Below are 24,391 nucleotides of genomic sequence, written 5' to 3' on the forward strand. Positions count from 1 at the left end.
TCGGCCGCTACCGGGCGGGATCGTCCCGCACCACGTTCCCGCCCGGCCCGCGATCAGTCGGACCCACCGGACCCACCGGACCCACCGGACCCACCGGACCAGGCGTCCGCACCGGCACCGGGCGCCCGGTAATTCGAGGGCGCAAAACTCATGATTCACGTACGGTCGTAGTAGAGGTGATAGGTCTTCCCGGTTGTGTTGCTGACCGCGCCGGCGCGACCTCGAACCCGAGCGTCACCACCCCCTTTGGCCGTACCGAGCGGAAGGCGCCGCCTTGTTCTCCCCCGTGTTCACCGACCTCTGGCTCTCTCCCTACGCTCAAGGAGAGATCCTCCACAGTGACGACGCGTTCGTCCTCACCGTGAACCCCGACCTGGACGAGGACACCCCCGTCATGGTGCTGGAGACGCTCGACGGGAAGGTCTCCGTCGCCCTGACGCCCGAGATGGCCGCCGCGGCCGGTCTCAAGCCGGGGGAGGACCTGAACGAGGAGTCGTTCCGCCGGCATCTCGGACAAGCGGGGATCGCGCTGCACGGGGCCGACTACCTCTTCACCTTCCTGGGCGAGGAAAGAGACGCGCTGCTGCGGGAGGCGACGGGTGACGGCATCCGGCAGCTGACCGCGCGGGACGCGGAGGTCTTCGCCGCCTTCGAAGCTTCGGCGTCGGAACAGGACCGGGACAGCGCGTACGTGGAACTGGACCACTGGCTGGTGTACGGAGCCTTCGAGGACGGGCGCCTCGTCTGCGCCGCGAGCATGTACCCGTGGAACGACTCGACCGTCGCGGACCTCGGCGTGCTGACCCTGCCGCCCGCCCGGGGGAAGGGACACGCCCGCCGCGTCGTCCGCGCCATCTGCCGCCATGCCGCCGGGCAGGGTTATGAGTCCCAGTACCGGTGCCAGCTCGACAACCATGCTTCCACGGCACTGGCCAAGTCGGCCGGACTGACGTTGTTCGCGAAGTGGGATGCCGTGTTCGTCGAGCCCGAGGACTCCGAGGACTCCGAGGACTGAGCCGGGCGGTTGGGCCGACCGCGGCCACCTGCCCTCCGGGCACGGTGGCCGCGGCGGCATCATCCGAGAGACCTCCCCGGCTCCCGGCTCCCGCACCGCGGCCCCGCCCGTCGGCAGCTCAAGTGACCGCCGGCTAGAAGGACTTGATCAGGCTGACCGAGCGCCGGACCGTGCGGAAGCCGAGGCGTTCGTAGAGGCCGACGGCTCCGGTGAGGCTCTCGGAGTCGACGTCGAGGAGTGCCTTGTCGAAGCCCGCGTCCCGGTATGTGTGCAGGACCCGGGTGAGGAGGGCGCGGGCGAGCCCCCGGCCCCGCCACTCGGGGCGCACGCCCACGGTGCCCACGTAGCCGAAGGAGTAGCCCTGCGCCTCCCAGTCCTCCTTGGTGACCGAGCTGGTGACGAGCGCGACGACCTGGTCGACCCCGTTCGCGTCGGGAGCGACCGCGACGAGTGAGAGGTCGGGCCGGAAGTCCTCCAGTGTTTCGCCCTCCGCCCACTCCCTGGCGGTGCTGGGCTGGGACCCCCAGTGGTCGCGGAACGCGGCGTTGCACGCCAGCCGTGCCGGCTCCGTCCACCGCTGCCCATAGCTCTCCAGCCGCACCGCGGGGTCGAGCGGAATCTCGGGAATCGGGTCGGCGAGGTCGCGTTCGAGCTCCAGCCACCACCGCGCCGTCTCGTATCCGTGGGCGTGCAGCAGGTGGATGGTCGCGGTGGTGCTCTCCTCTGCGCCGGAGACCAGCCAGCCGGGGAGCGTCTCTTCGCAGGCCGCGAGGTGTTGCCGCCCGCGGGCTTCCTGCCAGGCGAGGAGCGCCGTACCGATGCCCTCGCCGCGCCGCTGCGGATGCACGCAGCCGTCGAGCGAGACCTGCACCAGAGTCTCCCGCACCTCGTCCAGGGTCGCGGCACCGTAGGCGACGGCGCGACCGGACGGGTCGAGCGCGAGCATCATGTCGCGATCCGGCGTGAAGTTCGGTGCGTTGAATGCCAGCTCGATCTCTTGGCGGGTGATGCTGCTCGTGGGGTGATCGACCGCACCCGCGGCACGCATCAGTTCATGGAGGATCGGGATGTCGGCGTGACCGGCCGTGCGCCAGTGCAGATCGGCGCCGGCCGTGGGAAGCGGGAGCTCGCGCGGTGCGCTGATCCGCTCGCTGAGTGGGGCGAGCTGAGCCGGCTCGGCCGCGGCCGAGCCGAAAACGGCCTCCGACATGGAAGGTCTCCTTTGAGTAACGATCGATGTTGTAACGATCATAGTTGATTCATTAGATCGAGGTCGGGGAATTTCTGCGGCGACAGTCCGGCGTGCGGCGTCCCGCATCCCGTATCCGGCGTCCCGCATCCCGCCGACGCCAAGGGCGCCAAGGGCCTCAAGGGTGGCGCCATCCAGGCCCACGGCGATACGGCGGAAGATGTGGCCGCGCATCCCGAACGCGCGGCGGGCCGGCTCCCCGAACGGGTCGGACGCCCGCCCGTCGAGCCAACCGGAGGTGCGGAGTGAGCGCCGCCATGCCCCGTGCAATGACCGCCCCATGGCGGACCTTCAGCGGCGGCTGGAGCGGTGAAGGGGCGGTGGGAGCGGCGTAGGGGGCGGTGGGAGCGGCGAAAGGGCGGCTGAAATGGCGAAGGTCCCCGCACTCGCTGAGTGCGGGGACCTTCTTCGTGGAGCGCCCGGCAGGCCTTGCACCTGCATTTCCCGCCGGCAGGCGGACGTCTTTCCTTGGACCACAGACGCGTGACTCCCGTGCTGTGCACCGAAGTTGTACATGATCATACAGGACCCGGAGGGCGCCGGTGTCCACCCGCGGCCTGGGCGGACAGCCCCAGCTTCAACCCCGGGCCGGGTCCGGTTCGGCGAGGCGTCGGAGCTCCGGGCGCGGCCGCTGCCGGGTGCCGGTCGCGCGCAGCCAAATTGCTGGACTTCCGTAGCCAGCCCCTGATAGATCTGCTGGCCAAGTCGGTCCGCAGGTCTGCCGAGACCGGTTCGGACGCTTCCCCCTCTCCGCATCCTCTCCGGGACGCTCTCGGACACCGACCGGCTCCGACCGTGCGACCACGCCGGTGAACGCCACACCGCCGGGCCGCGGATCACCGCCGTCACGGCGGTCCGGCGCGCACCGGCGCTGCCCCGTCCCACCGCCGCTATGAGGTGCACCCGTGCAGGTCCTGACCACGATGCGCAGACGGATACCGGCCCTGGCCGTTCTCCTGCTGCTGTTGTTCACCGGTATCGCGACCATGCTGCCGCTGCATACCGCCGAACCCCGGCCGGCCTCCGCCGCCACCGGCGACTTCTCGGCGGCCCGCGCGCTCGCCCGGCTCGACGGCATCGCGAAGGTCCCGCACCCGGCGGGTTCGGCCGCCCAGGCGGACGTACGCAAGTACCTCGTCGGTGAGCTGCGGAAGCTGGGGCTGCGGCCCGAGAGCCGGACCCGGGTCGTCCCCTCCCACGACGACAGCCCGGCCCTCCTCGGGTCCGTCGCCAACATCCACACCACGATCCCCGGCAAGGAATCCACCGGCCGGGTCCTCCTCGTCGCCCACTACGACTCCGTGCCGATCGCCCCGGGCGCCGCCGACGACGGCTCCGGCGTCGCCACGATCCTCGAACTCGCCCGCGTCCTCAAGGCCGGACCCCAGCACCGCAACGACATCGAACTCCTCTTCACCGACGGCGAGGAGCAAGGGCTGCTCGGCGCGAAGGCGTTCGCCGAGGCGGAGGCCGGTACGCACCGGGCCGCCGACCCCGAGCGGACCGTCGTGGTGAACCTGGAGAGCCGGGGCCCCTCCGGGCCCGCCGTGATGTTCCAGATGGCGGGCACCGGTCTCACCCCCGCCGTACGGGCCTCCGGCGCGCTCACCACGTCGTTCTCCGCTGCGTTTTACGATCACCTGCCCAACGACACCGACCTGACCGCCCTCGGCGAGGCCGGTATGCGAGGCATCAACTTCGCCTTCATGGACGGCTCCGGGCACTACCACACCGGTCACGACAGCATCGACCGGCTCGATGCCGCGAGCGTGCAGGACATGGGAGAGGCGGCACTCGGCGCGGTCCGCCAGCTCGGCGGGGCGGACCTCGCCGAGAGCGGCTCGGACGCCACGTACTTCTCCCTGTTCGGCACGGTTGTGTCGTATCCGGCATGGCTGAACCTGCCGCTCGCCGTGGCGGCTGCGCTGGGCGTGGCCCTGCTGCTGTGGTGCGGCCGACGCCGCGGACTGTCCCCGGGCGGGGCCGGGCGGGCGGCCGCGACCTTCCCGCTCACGCTGATCGGCGCGGCGGCGATCGGCCTGGCCGGGTGGTGGGTACTGAGCCTGGTCCGGCCGGACTTCGTGCTCGGCGAGGGCAGCGTCTACCACCTCGGCCGGTACGCGTGGGGCGAGGTGCTGCTGCTCCTGGTACTGCTCGTCGCCTGGTACCGCTGGGCCCGTCGCACGGCGTCACCGCTGGACATCGTGGTGGGGGTGCTCGGCTGGTTCGCGCTGCTCGCGGTGGTCTGCGCGGTGCTGCTGCCCGGGGGCGCCTACCTCTTCACCTGGCCGGCGCTGATCGGACTGGCCGTCGTCGCCGTGACGCTGCGGCTCACGCCCGCCGACTCCCCATGGCGGGCGGTGGCCGCAGCGGTGACCGCGGTACCGGCCGTGCCGCTCCTCCTGCCGGTCGTCCTCCTGCTGCTGCCCGCCCTGGGACTGACGCGCACCGCCGCCCCGCTGCTCCTCGCCGCGCTGCTCACCGCCGTACTGCTCAGCCTCCTGGAACCGCTTCCCGCGCGCCGGAAGATCACCGCCGGGATGCTCGCGGTGGCGGTGGCAGGCGCGGGCACCCTGGTCGTGGGCACCGCCCTCGACGACTACAGCGCCGACGAACCCCGGCCGGTCAGCCTCGGATACGCCCTGGAGACGGACACGGGCAAGGCCACCTGGGTCAGCTCCGGCGACACCTCCCAGCCCGCCGTCGGCAAGCTGCTCACCGGCGAGCCGGCGCACTACGACGACCGCATCCCCGACCTGGGCGGCGAAGCGCTCGCGAACGGACCGGCCAAGGCCGCCACCCTGGACGCCCCGCGCACCGAGAACACCTCGACCACCGAGGCCGACGGCGTACGCACCATCCGGGTCCGCATCAAGGCCCCCGTCGGCGCCCACACCCTCGCCGTCTACGCCGGCACCCACGCCCACCGGATCCTCGACGCCACCGTCGAAGGCGCCGAGCTCACCGGCGGACCCCAGGACCCGCAGGACGACTGGGGCTGGAGCTTCAGCTACGCCGCCCCGCCCGCCGACGGCCTCGACCTCGTCATCCGCACCCGCGGCAAGGGCCCCCTGCCGCTCCGCGTGGTATCCACCGCGGTCGGCCTGCCCGACGGCGTCGGCGCACCCGCCCTGACCGCGGACCAGAGCTGGGCGAGCTGGCCCTCGGTCGCCGGTCAGACCTTCGTCGTACGGACCTTCCGGCTCTGACGGCACGAGGCGAAAGCCGGGCCATGCGGATCCGTCCGTGCCGGCGGCGGTCGGCTCGCCGTACGCCGGCCCCGGCACCGTCTCCCGCCACCTGGGCATCCCGCCCGAGCGGGACCGGCGACCCGTCTCCGCGTCGGCACGCGCGTCCCGTACCGGCGGACCGGTCGCGTCGACGGCGTCCTGACCGGCGGCACTTGGCACTGACGGGCCGTCAGCCACGCCCCGTACACGCCCTGTCGACGGGAGCCGGGGCGGAGCCGCGCCGCGCAGCGTCCCGCACCCACACCGCCCCGGATGCGCCACCGGACACCTTCCGGGCCGGGTCGGACCCGCGGTTCCGGGGTCTCCGTGGCTATCGCTCTCCGCGGGTGGGGCGGCCGTTTCGGGTGGGTATTCGAGAATGGGCGGGGCGCCGCCGGTGCGGAGAAAGGCGGAATTTAGGCGGCCCTTTTCGCCGGGGCCGCGGGTATCGTCTTGCGGGAACCGCCGAATAGGAGACTGGGGGCGGAGTTCTGATGATTACCCATGTCCGGAGTGTGGCGCTCGGTGTGCCCGACATCGGCGCCGCGCGGGAATTCTTCGAGAAGCACTGGCAATTGGACCTCGTCGGCGCCGACTCGGACCGGGTGTTCCTGGGCGCCGGGTGCCAGGACGGTCACGTACTGCGCCTGCGGGCCACCGCCGAGCCCCGGGTGGACCTGCTGTGCCTGGCCGCGGCCACCGACGCCGATGTGGACGAGATCGCCGAACGGGTGGCGGCGCACCCGCTCGGCCGCCTCCTCAGTACGCCCGCCACCAGCACCGATGCGGGTGGGGGATACCGGTTCCGGTTCCTCGACTGCGAAGGGCGCACCGTCGAGGTGTCCTCCGGGGTGGCGGCGCGGGCGTTCCGGGCCGTCGAACCGGGCGAGAGCAGACCCACCGGTATCAGCCACGTGGTGCTCAACACCGCGGACCTGCCGGCCGCATTGGCGTTCTACCAATCGGTTTTCGGTCTCAAGGTGAGCGACTGGGTGGAGGACATCATGGTATTCCTCCGCGCCGGGACGACCCATCACCTGCTCGCGTTCACCCGCGCACCGCACGTTTCACTGAATCACGTCGCATTCGAATTGCGGGGAATCGACGAATTCATGCGGGCGACCGGTGACATGGTGCGGAAGGGGTACGCACCACTGTGGGGACCCGGCCGCCACGGGGTCGGTGCGAACACTTTCACCTACTTCCAGGAACCGACATCGAGCTTCGTCGCGGAATACACCACAGGAATGCTGCGGATCGATCCCGACCACGAGTGGACGCCCCGCGTCTACCCGGGCAACGCGCAGACCAGCGACACCTGGGGAGTGGCGTCGCCGCGCGACGACGCGGTGTCGGCCCAGCTGCGGGGCTGCCCGGACACGGGCCTGTGGCAGCCGCCGCCGGTGTGAGGGGGAGGACCGGCCGATGGAGCAACCAGTGGGCGGAGAGGGCGGTATGGCCGTAGACGGTGGGCGGCGGGCGGCACGGGAACCGGTCGCCGTGGTGACGGGCGGCGCCTCCGGGATCGGCCGCGCCGTCGTGGCCGACCTGGCGGCGCACGGCTACCGCATCGCGGTACTCGACCGCGACCTCCCCGAGGACCACGGCATCCCCGAGGACCGCGACGGCGACCGGGTGCGGTGGGTGGCCGGCGACGTCCGCGACCCCGACGCGCACGACCGGGTGGTCGACCTCGCACACTCCCGCTTCGGAGGGCTGGACCTGTTCGTCGGCAACGCCGGGGTGCACGACGGCGGGATCGGGGTGCGCGACCTCGACGGCGCCGCGCTCGCCGAAGTGGCCCGGCACGTCCTCGACGTGGACGTCGTCGGCTATCTGCTCGGCGCACGGGCCGCCGCCGGGCCGCTCACCGACAGCGGGGGATCGATGGTCTTCACCCTGTCCGACGCGTCCTACCTCGTACGCGGCAACGGCGCGGGCATCGCCTACGCCGCGGCCAAGCACGCCGCACTGGGGGTGGTGCGCCACCTGGCCGCCGACCTCGCGCCCGCGGTCCGGGTCAACGCCGTCGCCCCGGGCGGCGTCGTGACCGGGCTGCGCACCACGGACGGCCGCCACGTGTTCGCCGGCGCCGACGAGATCACCGCGGCGGTACGGGAGCTCAACCCCCTGGGCGTGGTGCTGCGCCCCGAGCAGATCGCGCCGCTCTACCGGCTCCTGGCGTCCCCCGCGGCGGCCGGAATGACCGGCGAGGTGCTGCGGCCCGACGGCGGCCTGAGCGTGCGGTAGGGCCCGGCTCACCCGTCCACCACCACCTCCAGCACATACGGGCCCGAGGCGGTGAGCGCGGTACGCAGCGCGGGGACCAGCGCGGCCGGGTCGTCGACCCGGCCGCCCGCGCACCCCTGGGCGGTGGCGAGCGCGGCGAAGTCCAGCCCGTCGAGCGCCGTGCCCACCGGCTTCGCCATGCCGAACCGCTCGGCGAAGGCGTCCACCGTGGCGTACCGGCCGTTGTTCACCACGATGACGGTGACCGGCAGGCGCAGCCGGGCGGCCGACCACAGCGCCTGGATGGCGTACATGGCGGAGCCGTCCCCCACGACGGCCACCACCCGCGTCCCCGGCCTGCCCAGCGCGATACCGACCGCCGCGGGAACTCCGTGCCCCAGCGCACCGCTCGCGGTGGTGTAGAAGGTCTCGGGCCCCAGGTTGGGCAGGTGCTCGCACATCACCGGCCGGGTGCCGGGGGCCTCCTCGACCAGGACGCACCCCGCGGGGCGCTCCCCGGCCAGGGCGTGCACCAGGTGCGCCTGGGTGATCCCGTTCGCGGCGGGCGTGGGCGGCCCGGGGCGGCGGCGGGCCGGCGGCGGGGTGCGCGGCCCCTTGGGCGGGTGGGCGCCGAGCATCCGCAGCGCGGGCGCCAGGCTGGTGATGACGGCGGTGCCGCTCGGGCACCAGGACGCCTGCTCGGGATCGTCGGTGAGCAGGTAGAGGTCGGCCCCGGGCGGGAGGTGCGGGCCGCTGCCCGGGACGTGGTAGGTGAACACCGGCGCGCCCACCGACAGCACCAGGTCGTGCCCCGTCAGTGTGCGCACGATGTCCTCGCGCACCGGCGGCAGGAACCCGGCGAACAGCGGGTGCAGTTCGGGGAAGGCGCAGCGGTGCGACATCGGCTCCGCCCAGACCGGCGCCCGGTGCGCCTCGGCCAGCGCCACCAGATCGGGCACGGCCCCCTCGCGGTCGACCCCCGACCCCGCGATCAGCACGGGCGAGGCGGCGCGTGCCAGCGCCTCGCCGGCGCGGGCGAGCAGCGCGGGGTCCGCGGCGACGGTGGTACTCGCCCGCCGGATGGCGACGGGTGCGGCCGGGCGGTCCCAGTCGTCGCTCGGGACGGAGACGAGTACGGGCCCGGCGGGCGGCGCGGTCGCCAGGTGCCGGGCGCGGGCGATGGCCGCCGGGACGTCCTCGGCGCGGGCCGGCTCGCGGCTGAGCTTGACGTACGGGCGCGGCAGCACGGTCGCGTCCTCCGACAGGAGGTAGGGGTGGCCCTCCAGCAGCGAGCGCGCCTGCTGGCCCGCGACGACCACCAGCGGGGTGCGGTTGCGGCGCGCGGTGAACAGGGCGCCCATCGCGTGGCCCACCCCGGCCGCCGAGTGCAGGTTGACCAGCACGGGGCGGTGGGTGGCCTGCGCGTACCCGTCCGCCATCGCCACCACCACCGACTCCTGGAGGCCCAGCACGTACCGGAAGTCGTCGGGGAAGTCGCGCAGCATGGGCAGTTCCAGCGAGCCGGGGTTGCCGAAGACGGTGGTCATGCCCTCCGCGCGCAGCAGGCCGAACACCGCCTCGCGTACCGTCTCCGTCTCGTGCGACCGGGTCATCGGATACCGCCTTCCGCCGTGATGCCCGCCGCCCGCAGCGCCGCGCGTACGCGCGAGGGGGTGAGCGGGAGCGAGGTGAGGGTGTGTGCGATCTCGGGGACCGCGGCGGCGACCGCGCACGCGACCGCCGCGGGCGGCAGGATCGCGCCGCCCTCGCCGAGTCCCTTGAAACCGCCGGGAATGACCGTGCTGGGGGTGCACAGGTGCTCGACGACGAGGTCCTCGGGGATGTCCTGGGCCGCGGGGAGGGTGTACTCGCGGAACGACCGGGTCACGGGCAGGCCCGCACCGTCCACCCTGGCCTCCTCGGTGAGCGCCTGTCCCAGCCCCTGGGCGATCCCCCCGGTGATCTGCCCGTGCGCGATCAGCGGGTTGACCAGTACACCGCTGTCGTGCACGGCCCAGTAGCCCGTCACCTCGACGCGGCCGGTTCCCAGATCGACCGCGACCTCGGCGGCGTGCGCGCCGTGGGCGAAGGTGAGCTGCGGCGGGTCGAAGTCCACCGACTCCTCCAGCCGGATCCGGTCGGTGCGGTGCGCCCTTCCCCATCCCCGGTAGCCGCGGTGGGCGGTCTCGCGCCAGGTGATCCGCGCACCGCCGGCGCCGTGGAAGGCCGCCTCCGGGGACGAGGGGTCCGCGGTCGCGGCGATCCGCAAGGTCACCTGCTCGGGTTCGGCCTTCAGGAACCCGGCGGCCAGCGCCCGCATCCGGCCGGCGAGTTGCCGCGCGGCGATGACCAGCGCGCCGCCCGCGAGCGTCAGCGCCCGGCTGGCCTGCGCGGACAGGTCGGAGTGCGGGGCGGTGTCGGTGTCCCCGAGTTCGACCCGCACCCAGTCCAGGGGCACCCCCAGCCCCTCCGCCGCGATCTGCGCCAGGCTGGTCTCGATGCCCTGGCCGACCGCGATCACCCCGGAGTGCACGGTGACGGTCCCGTCGTGGTTGATCCGCAGCCGTACGCCCTCCCAGCCGCTCCACGCGATCCCGAACGCCTCCAGCAGCGCCGTGGGCGCGAACGCGCTGATCTCCACCGCGGCCACGACGGCGGTGGCCCGGCGCACCCACGGCGGGTCGTCCGGCGGGGGCGGCCGTTCGGCCAGCGCGGCGGCCCGGCGCAGTACGGCGCCGTAGTCACCGCTGTCATAGGTCAGCCCGGTGTGCGTGGTGTGCGGCAGATCCTGCGGCCGGATCAGATTGCGCAGCCGCAACTCCACGGGGGACAGGCCGAGTTCGCGGGCGGCCTCGTCGACGAGCCGTTCGCGGATGAACGCCGCCTCCTGCATGCCGTAGCCGCGGTAGGCGCCGGTGGGGACGCGGGTCGTGTACACCCCGCGGACGGTGGCCGCCGCGGCGTCCGCGTGGTACGGGCCCTGGAGGGTCAGGGCGGTCACCTGATGCGGCCCGGCGCCCGCCTGGGTCGCGTATGCGCCCAGGTCCGCGAGGAGGTCCGCGTCGAAGGCGAGGAACCGGCCCTCGCCGCTGACGGCGAGACGGGCGGTGGCCTGCTGGGCCCGGCCCTGGTAGGCGCCGGTGAAGTTCTCCGCGCGGGACTCCACCCAGCGCACCGCGCCGCCCAGCGCGACCGCCGCCGCGCACACCATCGCCTCGTCCGGGTAGAGGAAGACCTTGCTGCCGAACGAACCGCCCACATCGGGCGCGATGACCCGTACCTGGTCCGCCCGCAGCCCCAGTACGGCGCACAGGTCCTGGCGCATCGCGTGCGGGGACTGGCTGCTGGCGTGCACGGTCAGCAGCCCGGTGCCCGCCTCGTACGCGGCCAGCACACCCCGCGGCTCCAGGGGGGAGTGGTGCACCCGCGGCAGGGTGAACTCGCGCTCCACGACCACCGCCGCGCGCGCGAGGGCCGCGGCGATCTCCTCGGCGGGGGAGCCGAAGCGGATGCGGCCCGCCTCGTTGCCCGCCGCGCCCGGCACGACGGGCGGAGCGTGCTCGGCCAGTGCGTCGGCGACCGTGGGCACCGGCGGCAGCGGGGCGAGGTCGAGCCGCACGGCTTCGGCCAGGTCCAGGGCCGCGGTGGGCGTGCGGGCGACGACGATACCCAGCGGCTGCCCGGCGTAGCGGGCGGTGTGCACGGCGACGGGGATGCTCTCCTGCGGCTGGCCGGGCAGCCGCCAGACGGTGGGGATCGCCGCCGTGCGCCCGGCGAGGTCGTCGGGGCCCAGCACCAGGGCGCAGCGCGGATCGCGCCGGGCGGCGGTGGCGTCGAAGCCGGCAACGGCGGCGTGCGCGAGCGGACTCCGTACGAACGCCGCGTGCAGCACGTCCGCCGCGCGCAGATCGGCGAGGAAGCGGCCGCCGCCGCGCACCAGCCGCTCGTGGTGGCGGGGCGGCACGGGCCGGCCGATGTGGCGGTGCTCCCCGGTCACCGGCCGGCCCCCGCGTCACCGGCGCTGCGGCGCACCGCGGCGCGGATGCCGACGTAGCCGGTGCACCGGCACAAGTGCCCCGCCAGCACGCCCTCTTCGCCGCCGCCTCGGCCGGCGGCGTGCGCCATCCGCACCAGCAGACCGGGGGTGCAGAATCCGCACTGGAGCCCGTGCTCCTCGATGAGGGCGCGCTGCTCCCGCGTCAGGCCGCCACCGCCCGCGAGGCCCTCGACCGTGGTGACCTCCCGGCCGTCGGCCTGCACCGCGAGCACCAGGCAGGAGCAGACCGGCTCACCGTCGAGCAGCACCACACAGGCGCCGCAGTCACCGCTGCCGCAGCCGATGTGCGTACCGGTCAACCGCAGCGCGGTACGCAGGTGTTCGGCCAGGGTGGTGTGGTGCTCGCTTTCCTCGGTGCGCACGACACCGTTGACCCGCACCGTGACCGTCCGCGCGCTCATCGCCCCTCCCGGCCGGCCCGCGCCGCCAGCGCCCGCACCAGCAACACCCCGGCCACCTCGGCCCGGTACTCCCGGTCCTCGGGCCCGGTACTCCCGGGCCTCGTCGCCTCCGCGACGACCGAGGCGACCAGACCCGGATGCGGCCCGGCGACGGCCCGGCCCACCAGCGCGGCCTCCACGCCCGGCAGGCGGACGGGGACCGGGCCGCACCCGGCCACCACCACCCGCGCGGCCCGGACGAGACCGCCGTCGGCCCGCAGCCCCAGGCACACACCGGCGACGGGATAGCCAGTACTGCCGCGCGTGCACAGCTCGCTGAACTCGTAGGTGAAGGGGCCGGTACGGGGGAAGACGATCTCGGTCACCACCTCGTCGGGCGCGCGGACGGTGGTCCCCGCACCGGTGGCGAACCGGCCCGCGGGGACCGACCGCACCCCGCGCGCCGAGCGCAGCACCACCTGCGCGCCGAGCGCGAGTGCGACCGCCGGCAGCTCGGCGGCCGGGGCCGCATGGCACAGCGAACCGCCCAGCGTGGACCGCACCCGGATATGCGGGTGGGCGACCGCGGCGGCGGCGGACGCCAGCACCGGCAGCGCGGCGGCCAGCCCCCGGTGCCGTTCCACCTCGCGCAGCCTGGTCATCGCGCCGATCCTGACCCGGTCGGCGCCGATGCCGATCCCCGCGAGACCGGCGACCCCGTTCAGGTCCACGACCACGTCCGGCCGCACCTGACGGCTGGTCAGCAGCGGGACCAGGCTCTGCCCGCCCGCCAGCAGCGCCACCGTCCGCCCGGGGGCGTCCAGCGCGCCCAGGGCGCCGTCGAGGGTCGTGGGCGCGGTGTAGTCGAACGCCACCGCGCTCATCGGCGCACCTCCTCCTGCACGGCGGCGCGCACCAGGGCGGTGGCCGCCGACGGGGTCAGGGCGCACAACGCGTCCAGGACCGTGGCGTCGAGCAGCGCCCGGTGCCCCGTGCGCTCGGACACCAGCAGCAGCCGCAGGCCGTTGCCGGTCGGGTGCAGCAGGACGGCGACCGACGCCGACTCGCACGAGACCCTGCACAGCGGCACGTCCTCCCGGTGCCCGGCTTCAGAAGATGACGGAGAGTTGTTCATGGGTGGCGACCTCCACATCGAGCAGGACACGCCGGCGCAGCAGCACCCAGCGCCCGTGGCGCTCGCGGAGCAGATCGTGGCGCGCGGCGCTGACGAGCACGGTATGCCCGGCCCCCCGGCCGGCGGTGACCAACACGTTGGCGTCGGCACGCACCACCCCGGCGGCGGGCGCGTCGAACACCCGCACCGAGCCCAGGAAGTGGCGCGTCGTGGTGCCGGGCCGGTCCGACCACGCCTGGAGCAGACCGGCCCGGCCGAACTTCAGCTCCAGCACCCGCTTGGTCGCCTCGAACAGCACGGCGGAGCGGCTGTGCCGTTCCAGCGCGGGGTCCTCCCGCAGCAGCGGCACCGGGATCTCGTAGCGGAACGCGGGATCGAGCAGGTCCAGCCAGCGCCGGTGCTCGCCCTCGTCCAGCGCGGCGCCCTCCTCCGTGAGCACGGCGGTGATCTCCGCATCGAGGCGGGCGAGACGGGCACCGCGGCCGGGAAACGGGCCGTCGGCCAGACCCTCGGGGGAGGTGGCGGGCCGCGCCGGGGGGTGCGGATCGCTCCGGTCGGTCATGGCAGCTCACCCACCAGTGCGGACCAACGCCGGTAGAAGGCCCGCTGGTTGTGCTCGCTGAGGGTGGCGACCTCGGCCCGCGCGGGGCCCGGGAAATCCCGCGCCGGCGTTCCCAGGCCGGCACCGAGGGTCAGGTCCACGGGCCCGCCCCGCCCCGGCGCCGAGCGGGCCAGCGCGTCATCGATCCGGGCGAAGTTCTCGAAGTCGTCCATCTCGAACAGGATCCCGCCCGCCGACTGGGTCCGGGCCTGGAAGCGGTAGGAGCGCCGCCGCCACTGCGGGTCCATCGCGGTGGGCACGAGCGTCCAGTACAGGCACTCCGTCTCCCGGGCGCTGACCGGCACATGGGAGCGGACCACCAGATAGCGCGTCAGCGGATCGCTCTCCTCGCCCACCGCGCGGTCGTGCGCGACGCTGAGGAAGACGGTGTTGGGGAACACCACCCCGTGCGCGACCTCGCAGTGCGAGGTGAACCGCACCTGCTCCGGGGTCTGCGCCGCGGCCAGTTCGGCCCACCGCTCGGGCGGATAGCCGGGGAACTGCGGCGCGGCGAGATCCCGGTCCTCCAGGGAGCTCCCGCTGTCGATGACATAGCCCGCGCGCACGCTGTGCCCCGCCGGGGTGGCGATGTTGACCGCGGTCAGGTCGGTGCCCGCGCGCCCCCGGGTGCCGTTGGCCAGCGTGTCACCGTAGATCCCCTGGTCGAGCGCGATCTGGTGGGTGGTCCGCATGTGGTAGCCGTCGCCCGCGAAGTTGTCCGTGGGGATCTTCCAGTTGCCCTGGGCGCGCACCCGCTGCGGCGGGCCGCAGACCTCCCATTCCCCGCCCCCGCAGTCGAGGAGGGCGTCGAGGTACCAGGCGATCTCGCCGAGATACTCCTCCAGATCGGGGGCGTGCGGATCCCAGGTGGCGAACAGGAATCCCCGCCGGCTCGTCACCCGCGTGGCGGGCAGGCCGTGCCCGGCGTGGTCGAAGTCCGGCGGGTAGCCCGACCGGAGCGCGGGCACCCCGACCAGCCTGCCGTCGTTGGCGAAGGTCCACCCGTGGTAACTGCACCGCAGATGCGCGGTGTTGCCCAGACTCGCACGGCACAGACGGGTGCCCCGATGGGTGCACGAATTGTGCAGTGCGCGTACCTCACCGTCCTCCCCGCGTATGACGACGACCTCGTCCCGGCCGAGCATCCGCACGACGTAATCGCCTGGTTCACGCACCTCGCCGGCAAACCCGAGAAATTGCCAGGACGGATGGAAAACACGATCGAACTCGATATCGAGAACGCTGTTGTCGATAAATGCGCGACGGTCGATCGTGTGCACTGAACTATCGACTCCGAATGGCAAAGATCCCTCCCTGAGGGCAGTTTCACGGCAGCACAAACCGCGCCATGCATTCTGAGACCACCATCACCGGAAGCCGCAGCGCGCGACAGCATGTGAGGACACGGCAGACACGCGGGCCCCACCGGGCAACCACGTAGGGAAAAACCACTGCCGGACGAGGAAACCGGGTCCCGCCAGACCATGAAGTCCGCTCGTCGGTGGACCAGCCGCGGTGTACGCCGTGACAGTGGCGCACACCGATGATCGCGGCTGGTGGCAATACCACGCTACGCACGGCGACTTCGGCGCGCAAGGCCCGCAGCACACGTCGCCAATGCCCACGGCCGGCCGTCCGCCACCCACCCGCGCCGCCCGCAACGGCCGGGCAGCCGGCCCGTTCCACCAGGTCAGCAGGCATCCCCGCCAAGACCCCACGCGTGCGCAGGCGCCCCCCGGCCGCAGCCGGCCGACCCGCGTACACGAAACGGCAACAACCTGTAATTCAGCCAGAAAAACAAGCCCTACGGTGGCAATATCCAGCCCCCGTTCACCACGGCCGGCACCCCGCCGCGAAATTCCGGCAGCGCACCCGGCAGCGTCCCCGGCATCACCGCCAGGCGCCCCCACACCCCGTTCACACCGCGCGAGGCCACGTCCGAAAGCCCGCCCCACCTGGCCGAAAAAAATGGCCGCATCGGTATCCACATTCCCGTCCGGAACCCAGAATGGAAAACTGATGCAGCCTGGAGATCTTGAGGTGCCGCCGAAAGCCACCTTACGATGACACCGAGAGAGCCACGGATTCTCACTCCGACAACATCGGCTGTCCCCGCACCTCCCAACGACTTCACGGGAGTCCCTGCCATGTCACTCGATCTCGTCTCCGTCGAAGACTTCTCCCACAACCAGTTCCAGTACATCGAGGACCCGTTCTCCTTCTACGCACTGATGCGCGAACGCAGCCCCGCCCACCTGTCCGGAACGATCTACGGCGGCACCTGGCTGATGTTCCGCTACGCCGACTGCGCACGCCTGATGCGCGACGAGCGGCTGTCCAACGCCCGCTCCGCCGTCCCGCTGCGCTTCCTCCCCGCCGAACAGCGCGAGGAGTTCGCGGACATGCTCGACATCTACGCCCGCTGGCTGGCGTTCCACGACGGCAGGGAACACACCCGCAACCGCCGCCAGGCCAACAAGGGCTACGTACCGTTCACCGACGAGTACCTCGAACCCCGCATCCAGGGCCTCGTCGACCAACTGCTCGACCAGGTCGACCCCACCGGCTTCGACCTCATGTCGCAGTTCGCCTTCCCGCTCCCCGCGATGGTGATCGCCGACGTCCTCGGCGTCCCCGTCGAAGCACACGCCGAACTCAACCGCTGGACCGACGACATCGCCCACCTCTTCGGCTCGACCTCCGTCTCGGTGGAGCACCTGCGCCGCACCAGGGAGAGCACCCGGCAACTCGCCGCATTCCTCGCCTCCGAGGACAACGCACGCCGCTCGCGCGCCGAGGGCGGACTGCTGCACCAGCTGCGGGAGGCCGAGGTACGCGGCCGCCGCTTCTCCGAGCGCGACGTGGTCGCACAGGCGGCACTGCTGCTGTTCGCGGGCGTGGCCTCCATCCGCTACCTCATCGGCAACAGCGTGCGCGCCCTGACCGCCGTCCCCGCCACCGAGCGGGAACTGCTGCTGCACCCCGCCACGGCGGGCCCCGCCGTCGAAGAACTCCTGCGCCTGTGCACCCCGGTCTCCTTCGTCGGACGCGTCGCGGGCGAGGACTTCGAGTACACCGCCTCCGACGGCACCGTCGTCCCCCTGCGCAAGGGACAGCCCCTGCTGCTGTACGTGGCGTCGGCCAACCGCGACCCCGCCGTCTTCGACCGCCCCGACGAACTGGTCCTGGACCGGCCGCTGCCCAACCGGCACCTCACCTTCGGCACCGGCCGGCACCTGTGCTTCGGCGACCCGCTCGTACGCCAGACCACCCGCATCGCACTGAGCAGCCTCTACCGCAGGTGGCCGGAGCTGCACGTGCCACCGCAGGAGAACAACTGGAACAACAACCTCGGCTTCCACGGCATCACCTCGCTCCAGGTCACCGGCGACGCCTGACCACCCGGACCGGACACAAGGGGAACACCACAGTGACAGCACCCACTGTTCGCAATGTCATCAACGGCGAGCGGGTCGCATCCGCCCCCGGCACCGAGCACCTCGACATCCTCGACCCGTGTACCGGCGAAGCCCATCTGAGCGTGCCCTGTACCGGGGCCGAGGACGTCGACCGCGCCATGAGCGCGGCGACCTCGGCCTTCGACACGTGGTCCCGCACCACCCCCGGCGCACGCCAGGCCGCGCTGCTGGAACTCGCCGACGCCGTCGCCGCGCAGGCCGCCGCGTTCGGCGAGGCCGAACTCCGCGACACCGGAAGCCGGGACGCCGCCGGCGAGATCGACGGCGTCGTCGACGAACTGCGCTTCTTCGCCGGCACCGCGCGGCTGCTCGACGGCGTGGCCGGCGGCGAGTACGCACCGGAACACACCTCCTACACCCGGCGCGAACCCGTGGGAGTCTGCGCGCAGATCGCCCCGTGGAACTTCCCGCTGCTGATGGCCGTACTGAAGTCCGCCTCGCCGATCGCCGCCGGCAACACCGTCGTGCTCAAGCCCGCGCAGACCACCCCCTCCTCGGCGCTCCTGCTGGCCGACCTCGCCGCGCAGATCCTGCCGCCCGGCGTCCTCAACGTGGTCTGCGGCGGTCCCGCCACCGGACGGCTCATGGTCGAACACCCGGCGCCCGCCGCGGTCTCACTGACCGGCTCGGTCGCCGCCGGGGTGGACGTGGCCACCCGCGCCGCCGCCACCCTCAAGCGCACCCACCTCGAACTCGGCGGCAAGACCCCGGTCCTCGTCTGCGCCGACGCCGACCTCGCCGACGCCGCGCGCACCATCGTCACCGGAGCACTCGCCAACGCCGGGCAGGACTGCACCGCCGCCAGCCGGGTCCTGGTCGCCGACGCGGTGCACGACGCGCTGCTGGATGCGCTCGTGACCGAGGCATCCGCCCGCCGCCCCGGCCCGCCCTCGGAGCCCGACGCCGCCTACGGACCGCTGAACAACCCCGAACACCTGGCACGCGTACAGGCGAACATCGGCGCGCTCCCGCCGCACGCACAGGTCGTCACCGGCGGCCACCAGGTGGGTGAACGGGGGTTCTTCTACGCCCCCACCGTCATCGCCGGTGTGCGCGAGGACGACGCCATCACCCGCACGGAGATCTTCGGCCCCGTGATCACCGTCGAGCGGTGCACCGATGAGGCCGACGCCCTGCGCCGCGCCAACTCCTCACCGTACGGCCTCGCTTCGGCCGTGTGGACCACCGATCACCGCAGGGCGATGCGGCTTTCGAGGGACCTGGACTTCGGTACCGTATGGGTGAACACCCATCTGCAGTTCCCCTCGGAACTGCCGCACGGCGGCTTCCGCCAGTCCGGCGGCGGCAAAGACCTCTCACGGTACGGTTTCGAGGCGTACACGCGGATCAAGCATGTGACGCACCGCCTGTAGCGCGCCGCCGCACAGGAACACCAAGGACTACGAGAGCGGCCGGCGCGGCACCGGACCGGTTGCGGACTCCGGCCGGCCGCAGAGCTTCACGGGTTGGAGATCATGGAGCGTTCCCCCGGCGTTTTCGCGCCGCAGTGGCGGCTCACCAGCATCGGCATCGCCGTCGCCATCAGCCTTTTCGCGTTCGAGGGCATCGCGGTCGCCACCGCGATGCCCGCGGTGGTGCGCGATCTCGACGGGCTCGCCTTCTTCGGCTGGCCCTACAGCGCCTTCCTGGTCATGAACCTGGTGGGCCTCGGCGTGGCGGGCCAGTGGTGCGACCGCGTCGGGCAGCGCACACCGCTGCTCACCGGCATCGGCGTGTTCACCCTCGGCCTGCTGACCGCGGGATCCGCCGGGCACATGGCGGTGTTCGTCCTGGGCCGGGGCGCGCAGGGCATCGGCGTCGGGCTGGCCTCGGTCGCGGTGTTCCAGCTCGTGGCCACCGCCTATCCCGCCCACCTGCGCCCCAAGGCGCTGGCCATCATCTCCGCGGCCTACGTCCTGCCGGCGCTGATCGGACCGGTCGTCTCGGGCACCATCACCGCGCACCTCGGCTGGCGCTGGGTGTTCCTCGGCCTGGTACCGCTGGTCCTGGCCGGCGGACTGACACTGCTCCCCGTCCTGCGCACCTCGACCGCACCGGGCCGCACCAGCGCGGGCGGGTCCCGCAAGCCCCTGTTCGCGCTGCTCGCCGGAATCGGCGTCGTCGTGCTCCAGTCGGGCGGCAACGCCGTGGTCGCCGGGCGGACGACGCTGGCCGTACTCCTGCTGGGAGCGGGGCTGCTGGCGCTGGTTGCCGGACTGCGGGAACTGCTGCCCCAGGGCTCGACGCGGCTGCGCCGGGGCGTGCCCTCCGTGGTCGCGGTGCGCGGCCTGCTGGCGGGGTCGTTCTACGCCGTGGAGTCCGTCGTACCGCTGACCCTCGTCACGCTCCACGGTTTCGGGACCGCGGCCTCCGGCCTGCCCCTGCTGGCGGGCGCCCTCGGCTGGTGGGCGGGGGCGCAGGCGCAGGGCAGGATCACCACGGTGGCCAGGCCCTTGCTGCTGCGGTGGGGCCTCGCCGCCCTGGCCTGCTGCTTCGTGGGCATGGCGGCCCTGTGCCTGCCGGGGGCGCCGGGGTGGCCGGTGTACCTGCTGTGGATCGTGGGCGGACTGGGCATGGGCGTATGCGTCCCCACCACCGGCGTCCTCGTCCTCGACCAGTCCGCCGAGGACGAGACGGGCACCAACTCGTCGGCCCTCCAGATCAGCGATGTGACCGCCGCCGGGCTGGGCACCAGCGGCGCCGGGGTGCTCGTGGGCGCCACCGCCGCCGGGAACCTGGCGTTCGGCGCCGGGATGGCGGTACTGGGCCTGCTGGCCATGGCCGTCTGCGCCGCCGCGGCGGTGGGCGCCTCCCGTACGGCCCCGGCGGAGGAGTGCGCCGCCGTGGGCTGACCCCGGCCCGTGAACACGACGCACTCCCTGCTCCATCCCGCTCGCCGGCCGCCGGTATGACCCGCACGCCAACTCCGAGGGCATACCGGCGACTTCACCCCGAACCAGGAGACAGGACTGCCGTCAGGAACTCACGGAGTGCCTCCCATGACGACCGTACGGAACGACGAGGTGCGGGCCGGCGCGCGGCTGCCGCCGCCGGACGCCGCCTTCCCCTCGCCCCCGGTGACCGGATCGCCCTCGCCGGGCGCGACGGGGCCGGCGACACCGCGCTCCCGCGCCCGGCGACGGCCGGCGAACCGCGCCCCGCCGGCGGGAACATCAACGCAACGGGACCCGCCGGGTACTTCGCACAGGACCTGCGCGGAGCCGGCCGGGACCAGACCGCCACCGGCCGGGCCCGCACCCTCCCCGACGGGACGGCGGACCCGTGGGGCGACGACTGCGCCGCCCCGGTCTCCCCGGCTTGACCCACGCCGCACCGGCCCCCCTTCCCGCCCGCACCACGACCGGCCCTCCCGGTCTTCCCGGACCGGCCCTACGTTCAAGGGAGCACCATGCCCGACCTGACAGGCCGCACCGCACTGGTCACCGGTTCCTCACGCGGGATCGGCCGCGGTATCGCCGAACGGCTGGCGGCGAACGGTGCGCGCGTGGCCGTCCACTACGGACACGACGAACAGGCCGCCACGTCGACCGTGGCGCACATCCGCGAACGCGGCGGAGCGGCGTTCGCCGTCGGCGCCGACCTCTCGACGGTCGCCGGGGTGGACGAACTCCTCGCCGAGGCCGGCGCCCGGTTCGCCGACGGCGGCCGGGACCGGCTCGATGTGCTGGTCAACAACGCGGGCTTCAGCACGACATTCTTCGAGGCCACCACGCCCGAGATCTTCGACCGGCTGTTCGCGGTGAACGCCCGCGCCCCCTTCTTCCTGGTGCAGCGCGCGCTGCCGCTGCTCGCCGACGGCGGCAGGGTGGTGTCGGTCTCCTCCGCGGCGGTCCGCGTCGCGGTGCCGGACGTCGCCTACACGATGGCCAAGGCCGCGGTGGAGGCGATGAACCGGACGCTGGCGCACCTGCTGGGCGAGCGCGGCATCACGGTGAACACCGTGGCCCCCGGCGCCGTGGACACCGATCTGACCGCCGAGGCTCGGCGGGAGCAGCCGGAGGCCAGGCAGGTCATGATCGACATGACCGCGCTCGGCCGGATCGGCACCCCCGCCGATGTCGCCGACGTCGTCGCGTTCCTCGCCTCGGACGACGCGAGGTGGGTCACCGGGCAGCTCATCGAGGTCAGCGGCGGCCTGTTCCTGGGGCTGCCCCCGGAGCTCGCGCACTGACCCCGCCCACCCCAGCGACGAAGCGGAGGGGCCTGTGGTCCTAGTGGGACTCGCCGAGCCAGCTCGCGTCCGACGGCGCGTCACAGCCGACGAAGGTGTTCACGAACGCCGCGACGGCCTGCTCGTCGGCGGCGGTTTGGGCCAAGTCGTCGAGGAATTCGGCGCCGAAAGGGCGCAACTCGGCTTGTTCGCAGGTGTAGTTGAAGGTATCGAGGCGCTGCGCGTCGCGGGCCGCGGCGTAGCCCGCCAGCGCCTCGTCGAGTCCGACGGAGCCCGAGAGGGCGGCGTCGAGGGCGTCGGCGAGCACCTCGGCGTCGGCGAAGGCGTCGGAAATCCCCTGCGCCGAGACGGGATCCTTGTGGTGGCCGGCGTCCCCGGCCAGGACCCACCCCGGGCCGTACGCCTGCCTGCGGGCATTGCGCACGGCCGCGGCCTGCGGCTGCGAGACCAAGTCCGCGCCCGCCAGGGCCCGTTCGACCTCCGGCACCTCCCGCAGCGCGGACACGTAGAACTCCGCCAGTGCCGACCGCCCCGGACCGGGGGCCTCCTCGGGCGGGAAGACCAGCGACACCACGGTGAGACCGTCGTTCGTCGGCCACAGGGAGATACCGCGCCTGCCGCGGAACACCACCCGCACCCCCCGTTCCGCGACCCCCGACCAGTAGCCGTAGAGGCTGCGCGCGAGCACCCCCCGGTCCTCCACCACCGGGGACTTCACCAGACGGGCGACCGTCGAATTGCGGCCGTCGGCCCCGACGACCACCCGCGCGCGCAGAGCGGCGGGCCCGTCCGGTCCGGTTCCCCGCACCCCCGTGACCTGGCCGTCGGCGACGAGGAGGCCGGTGACCGCGAAGCGCTCCCGCAGCCGCGCCCCCTGGGCGCGGGCCTCGGCCACCAGCAGTGCGTCCAGCGCGGTCCGCCGGGGTGCGTAGGTCGCGGCCTGTGTCCCCGCGGCCATCGGTCCGCCCGCCAGTACATGGCCCTCGAAATCGAGCGAGGCGCTGACGATAGGCGGGCATCCCGTTTTCTCCAGTGCCGGGAGAAGACCCCATGCGCGGAGCTGCTGAACACCCGGCCATCTAATCCAATGAGTGGATACCGTGTCGCTTCCCGCGGCGTTTCGGTCAACCATTTCCACCGCATAGCCACGCTGGGCCAACAGCATTCCCAGTGAAGCACCGGCGCATCGCGCGCCCACGATTACCACGTCGTAAAGATCATTTCCCGTGCCCATTTCGCCGGGGTTCACAAAACACATCCACTTCTCTGCGGCGACGGCCCACACCTCGGTATTTGTGCAGCTCACAGGCGGTCAAGAGGCGCGTGGCAATCGCATCGCAGGGGCCTAGATCCGGATTATCGGCCGGTTTCGTCATGCGGCTGAATCACGGCGGCTGAATCACGCCCATGAAGCAAGCCAGTGTTCGATCATAGTTACCCGCCTGCTCGCACATTACGCGCATCGCATCGATTCTTGTCAAAGCCGCCGAACCCTTCAATGGGCGTTGACACCCTTCGACGGACCGCCCTAGCATAAAATCATGATCAGTGATTCGATCCCCTTAATCGCCTCGCGATGTCATCAGGCGGGGGACCCCGTACATTTGCTCTGCTATTTCGCGCCCGAGGCCGATGAGGAGTTCACCTCCGCGGGACTCGAGCCGGGGCACATGGGGTACTTCGCCGGCCGCGTCGCCGCCCTGGGCCGCACCTCGTCCGCCGCGGTGGCGGCCCTGCTCTACAACTTCAACCCCGCCCTCATCGCCCGCTACCTGCCCGCGGCATGGGACCTGGCCGCACCCGAGCGCGTGACCGAGGCCCGCCTGACCGCCGTGGACCGCGCACTGCGCCGCGTCCTGGGCGACGAGGCGGTCAAGAGCCCGGAGGTCGCCGAGGCGGCCGGGCTCGCCCGAGTTGCCGCCGAGGCATGCGCCCCCGAGGGCCGGCCCCTGTACGCCGCGCACGCCGAACTGCCCTGGCCCCAGGAACCCCACCTGGCGCTCTGGCACGCCCTCACCCTGCTGCGCGAGCACCGGGGCGACGGCCACATCGCCGCGCTGGTCGGCCACGGCGTCGGCGCCATAGCGGCGCTGGTCACCGATTGCGCCACCGGGAAAAGCCTCTTCAGCGCCCAGCAGGTCCGCGAGCACCGCGACTGGTCCGAAGCGGACTGGGACGCCGAGGTGACCGCCCTCACCGCAGCGGGCCTGCTGGACGCCGCCGGACGGCTGACCGAGGCGGGCACCCGGCTGCGCTCCCGGATCGAGGACGCGACGGATGCCGCCGCGGCCCCTCCCTACCGCGCCCTGGGAGCCGAACGCGCCGAACGGCTCATCGCCCTGTGCGAGCCGCTGCGCGACGTCGTCGCCGCCTCCGGGGAACTGCCGCACAACGACACGGCGGACCGGCCCGCCCAGGGGTGAGCCGCGCACCCACCACCGCCCCGCGCACCGGTGGATCCCGCCGGCCCCGGTGCAGACCGGAAGGAGAAACCCGCGCCGCCCGCCAGGCGCCCCTCCCACACCCCCGCCCGCCGCCGACGAGCCCGGCAACCGTGCGGTGAGCGCCCGCGTGGGCGCACGCCCCGTCCCCGTCCCGCCGCGGGCGCCGTGTCCGGACCGCCATCCGGACCCGCGCCGCCCCACGCGGGACGGGGAGCCGGGCCCCGTCCCGACCGCCGTGCACACGCCGAAGACCGCAGCAGACCCGCCACGCCGCGACCACACCGCGGAGCACCTCGCCGATCCCTCCTCCGCCGGGCGCGCGACCGGTGAACGCCCGCGCGCGGTCCGCCCGCCCCGCCGCGGGCGAACGGAGACGCTCC

The 24,391-nt window shown here is 73.1% G+C and carries 18 protein-coding genes and 1 tRNA gene; 9 read left to right on the forward strand and 10 right to left on the reverse strand.

Features of this window, described 5'->3' with window-relative positions; genetic code table 11:
* Nucleotides 1–274 precede the first annotated feature (274 nt).
* Entirely contained in the window at nucleotides 275–1,015 is a 741-nt protein-coding gene (locus tag IH09_RS07255; RefSeq protein WP_052855258.1) for a GNAT family N-acetyltransferase, read from the forward strand.
* Nucleotides 1,016–1,148: 133 nt separating this feature from the next.
* On the opposite strand, the gene IH09_RS07260 is transcribed toward IH09_RS07255, so the two are convergent.
* Together IH09_RS07260 and IH09_RS07265 are read right to left on the reverse strand one after the other, a co-directional pair.
* Entirely contained in the window at nucleotides 1,149–2,225 is a 1,077-nt protein-coding gene (locus IH09_RS07260; protein ID WP_052855259.1) for a GNAT family N-acetyltransferase, read from the reverse strand.
* Nucleotides 2,226–2,675: 450 nt separating this feature from the next.
* Nucleotides 2,676–2,747 (reverse strand) — tRNA-OTHER (locus tag IH09_RS07265).
* Nucleotides 2,748–3,169: 422 nt separating this feature from the next.
* On the opposite strand from IH09_RS07265, the gene IH09_RS07270 reads away from it, so the two are divergent.
* The 3 genes from IH09_RS07270 to IH09_RS07280 all read left to right on the forward strand — a co-directional run bounded on the left by IH09_RS07270 (nucleotide 3,170) and on the right by IH09_RS07280 (nucleotide 7,744).
* Nucleotides 3,170–5,473: a M20/M25/M40 family metallo-hydrolase gene (locus IH09_RS07270; protein ID WP_052855260.1), complete on the forward strand. Its 2,304-nt coding sequence runs from the start codon at nucleotides 3,170–3,172 to the stop codon at nucleotides 5,471–5,473.
* 515 nt (nucleotides 5,474–5,988) lie between these two features.
* On the forward strand, nucleotides 5,989–6,903 hold the full coding sequence (locus IH09_RS07275; protein WP_052855261.1) for a VOC family protein: 915 nt from the start codon (nucleotides 5,989–5,991) through the stop codon (nucleotides 6,901–6,903).
* A 16-nt stretch (nucleotides 6,904–6,919) separates the two neighbouring features.
* Nucleotides 6,920–7,744, forward strand: a complete 825-nt coding sequence (locus IH09_RS07280) for an SDR family oxidoreductase (protein ID WP_318279400.1) — start codon at nucleotides 6,920–6,922, stop codon at nucleotides 7,742–7,744.
* Nucleotides 7,745–7,752: 8 nt separating this feature from the next.
* Here the strand turns inward: IH09_RS07280 and mdlC are convergent, their stop codons facing one another.
* From mdlC to IH09_RS07315, 7 genes are read right to left on the reverse strand one after another with little or no spacing between them, the layout of a single operon-like run.
* Nucleotides 7,753–9,336, reverse strand: coding sequence for a benzoylformate decarboxylase (gene mdlC / locus IH09_RS07285; RefSeq protein ID WP_052855263.1), 1,584 nt, complete (start codon nucleotides 9,334–9,336; stop codon nucleotides 7,753–7,755).
* Nucleotides 9,333–11,720, reverse strand: a complete 2,388-nt coding sequence (locus IH09_RS07290) for a molybdopterin cofactor-binding domain-containing protein (RefSeq protein WP_052855264.1) — start codon at nucleotides 11,718–11,720, stop codon at nucleotides 9,333–9,335. Before IH09_RS07290 ends, mdlC begins: the two co-directional genes overlap by 4 nt.
* The gene (locus IH09_RS07295) at nucleotides 11,717–12,181 is read right to left on the reverse strand and encodes a (2Fe-2S)-binding protein (protein WP_052855265.1); all 465 of its coding nucleotides are present in this window, start codon (nucleotides 12,179–12,181) and stop codon (nucleotides 11,717–11,719) included. The genes IH09_RS07290 and IH09_RS07295 overlap by 4 nt, the downstream gene beginning before the upstream one ends.
* Nucleotides 12,178–13,044 (reverse strand): FAD binding domain-containing protein, encoded by an 867-nt coding sequence (locus IH09_RS07300; protein ID WP_052855266.1) that lies wholly within the window; start codon nucleotides 13,042–13,044, stop codon nucleotides 12,178–12,180. Before IH09_RS07300 ends, IH09_RS07295 begins: the two co-directional genes overlap by 4 nt.
* Complete coding sequence (locus tag IH09_RS07305; RefSeq protein ID WP_190233228.1) at nucleotides 13,041–13,295, reverse strand: hypothetical protein; 255 nt, start codon at nucleotides 13,293–13,295, stop codon at nucleotides 13,041–13,043. Before IH09_RS07305 ends, IH09_RS07300 begins: the two co-directional genes overlap by 4 nt.
* Nucleotides 13,270–13,857, reverse strand: coding sequence for an aromatic-ring-hydroxylating dioxygenase subunit beta (locus IH09_RS07310; RefSeq protein ID WP_052855268.1), 588 nt, complete (start codon nucleotides 13,855–13,857; stop codon nucleotides 13,270–13,272). The genes IH09_RS07305 and IH09_RS07310 overlap by 26 nt, the downstream gene beginning before the upstream one ends.
* A complete protein-coding gene (locus tag IH09_RS07315; protein WP_190233229.1) occupies nucleotides 13,854–15,176 on the reverse strand; it encodes a Rieske 2Fe-2S domain-containing protein in 1,323 nt (440 codons plus the stop codon). Before IH09_RS07315 ends, IH09_RS07310 begins: the two co-directional genes overlap by 4 nt.
* 867 nt (nucleotides 15,177–16,043) lie before the next feature.
* Here IH09_RS07315 and IH09_RS07320 point away from each other — a divergent pair.
* From IH09_RS07320 to IH09_RS07335, 4 genes are all read left to right on the forward strand, one after another.
* A complete protein-coding gene (locus IH09_RS07320) occupies nucleotides 16,044–17,294 on the forward strand; it encodes a cytochrome P450 (protein ID WP_052855270.1) in 1,251 nt (416 codons plus the stop codon).
* A gap of 32 nt (nucleotides 17,295–17,326) precedes the next feature.
* Nucleotides 17,327–18,748 (forward strand): aldehyde dehydrogenase family protein, encoded by a 1,422-nt coding sequence (locus IH09_RS07325; RefSeq protein ID WP_052855271.1) that lies wholly within the window; start codon nucleotides 17,327–17,329, stop codon nucleotides 18,746–18,748.
* A gap of 102 nt (nucleotides 18,749–18,850) precedes the next feature.
* Complete coding sequence (locus IH09_RS07330) at nucleotides 18,851–20,227, forward strand: MFS transporter (RefSeq protein WP_131124578.1); 1,377 nt, start codon at nucleotides 18,851–18,853, stop codon at nucleotides 20,225–20,227.
* 557 nt (nucleotides 20,228–20,784) lie between these two features.
* Nucleotides 20,785–21,567 carry an SDR family NAD(P)-dependent oxidoreductase gene (locus IH09_RS07335; RefSeq protein ID WP_052855273.1) on the forward strand — a complete coding sequence of 261 codons (783 nt, stop codon included), beginning with the start codon at nucleotides 20,785–20,787 and terminating at the stop codon, nucleotides 21,565–21,567.
* Between the two features lie 40 nt (nucleotides 21,568–21,607).
* Here the strand turns inward: IH09_RS07335 and IH09_RS07340 are convergent, their stop codons facing one another.
* Entirely contained in the window at nucleotides 21,608–22,825 is a 1,218-nt protein-coding gene (locus IH09_RS07340) for an FAD-dependent monooxygenase (RefSeq protein ID WP_110952128.1), read from the reverse strand.
* 283 nt (nucleotides 22,826–23,108) lie between these two features.
* Here IH09_RS07340 and IH09_RS07345 point away from each other — a divergent pair, with 283 nt between their 5' ends.
* Nucleotides 23,109–23,990, forward strand: coding sequence for an SCO6745 family protein (locus IH09_RS07345; RefSeq protein WP_052855275.1), 882 nt, complete (start codon nucleotides 23,109–23,111; stop codon nucleotides 23,988–23,990).
* Nucleotides 23,991–24,391 lie beyond the last annotated feature (401 nt).

The sequence above is a fragment of the Streptomyces celluloflavus genome, assembly GCA_000720995.1.
Taxonomy (GTDB): Bacteria; Actinomycetota; Actinomycetes; order Streptomycetales; family Streptomycetaceae; genus Streptomyces; species Streptomyces celluloflavus.

Bases quoted from the DNA above. Each gene is read 5' to 3' on its own strand.
- IH09_RS07300 (WP_052855266.1), bottom strand. From the start codon at position 13,044: ATGAGCGCGGTGGCGTTCGACTACACCGCGCCCACGACCCTCGACGGC.
- IH09_RS07330 (WP_131124578.1), top strand. From the start codon at position 18,851: ATGGAGCGTTCCCCCGGCGTTTTCGCGCCGCAGTGGCGGCTCACCAGC.
- IH09_RS07295 (WP_052855265.1), bottom strand. From the start codon at position 12,181: ATGAGCGCGCGGACGGTCACGGTGCGGGTCAACGGTGTCGTGCGCACC.
- IH09_RS07310 (WP_052855268.1), bottom strand. From the start codon at position 13,857: ATGACCGACCGGAGCGATCCGCACCCCCCGGCGCGGCCCGCCACCTCC.
- IH09_RS07275 (WP_052855261.1), top strand. From the start codon at position 5,989: ATGATTACCCATGTCCGGAGTGTGGCGCTCGGTGTGCCCGACATCGGC.
- mdlC (WP_052855263.1), bottom strand. From the start codon at position 9,336: ATGACCCGGTCGCACGAGACGGAGACGGTACGCGAGGCGGTGTTCGGC.
- IH09_RS07305 (WP_190233228.1), bottom strand. From the start codon at position 13,295: ATGAACAACTCTCCGTCATCTTCTGAAGCCGGGCACCGGGAGGACGTG.
- IH09_RS07260 (WP_052855259.1), bottom strand. From the start codon at position 2,225: ATGTCGGAGGCCGTTTTCGGCTCGGCCGCGGCCGAGCCGGCTCAGCTC.
- IH09_RS07320 (WP_052855270.1), top strand. From the start codon at position 16,044: ATGTCACTCGATCTCGTCTCCGTCGAAGACTTCTCCCACAACCAGTTC.
- IH09_RS07340 (WP_110952128.1), bottom strand. From the start codon at position 22,825: ATGTGTTTTGTGAACCCCGGCGAAATGGGCACGGGAAATGATCTTTAC.
- IH09_RS07280 (WP_318279400.1), top strand. From the start codon at position 6,920: ATGGAGCAACCAGTGGGCGGAGAGGGCGGTATGGCCGTAGACGGTGGG.
- IH09_RS07335 (WP_052855273.1), top strand. From the start codon at position 20,785: ATGCCCGACCTGACAGGCCGCACCGCACTGGTCACCGGTTCCTCACGC.
- IH09_RS07345 (WP_052855275.1), top strand. From the start codon at position 23,109: ATGATCAGTGATTCGATCCCCTTAATCGCCTCGCGATGTCATCAGGCG.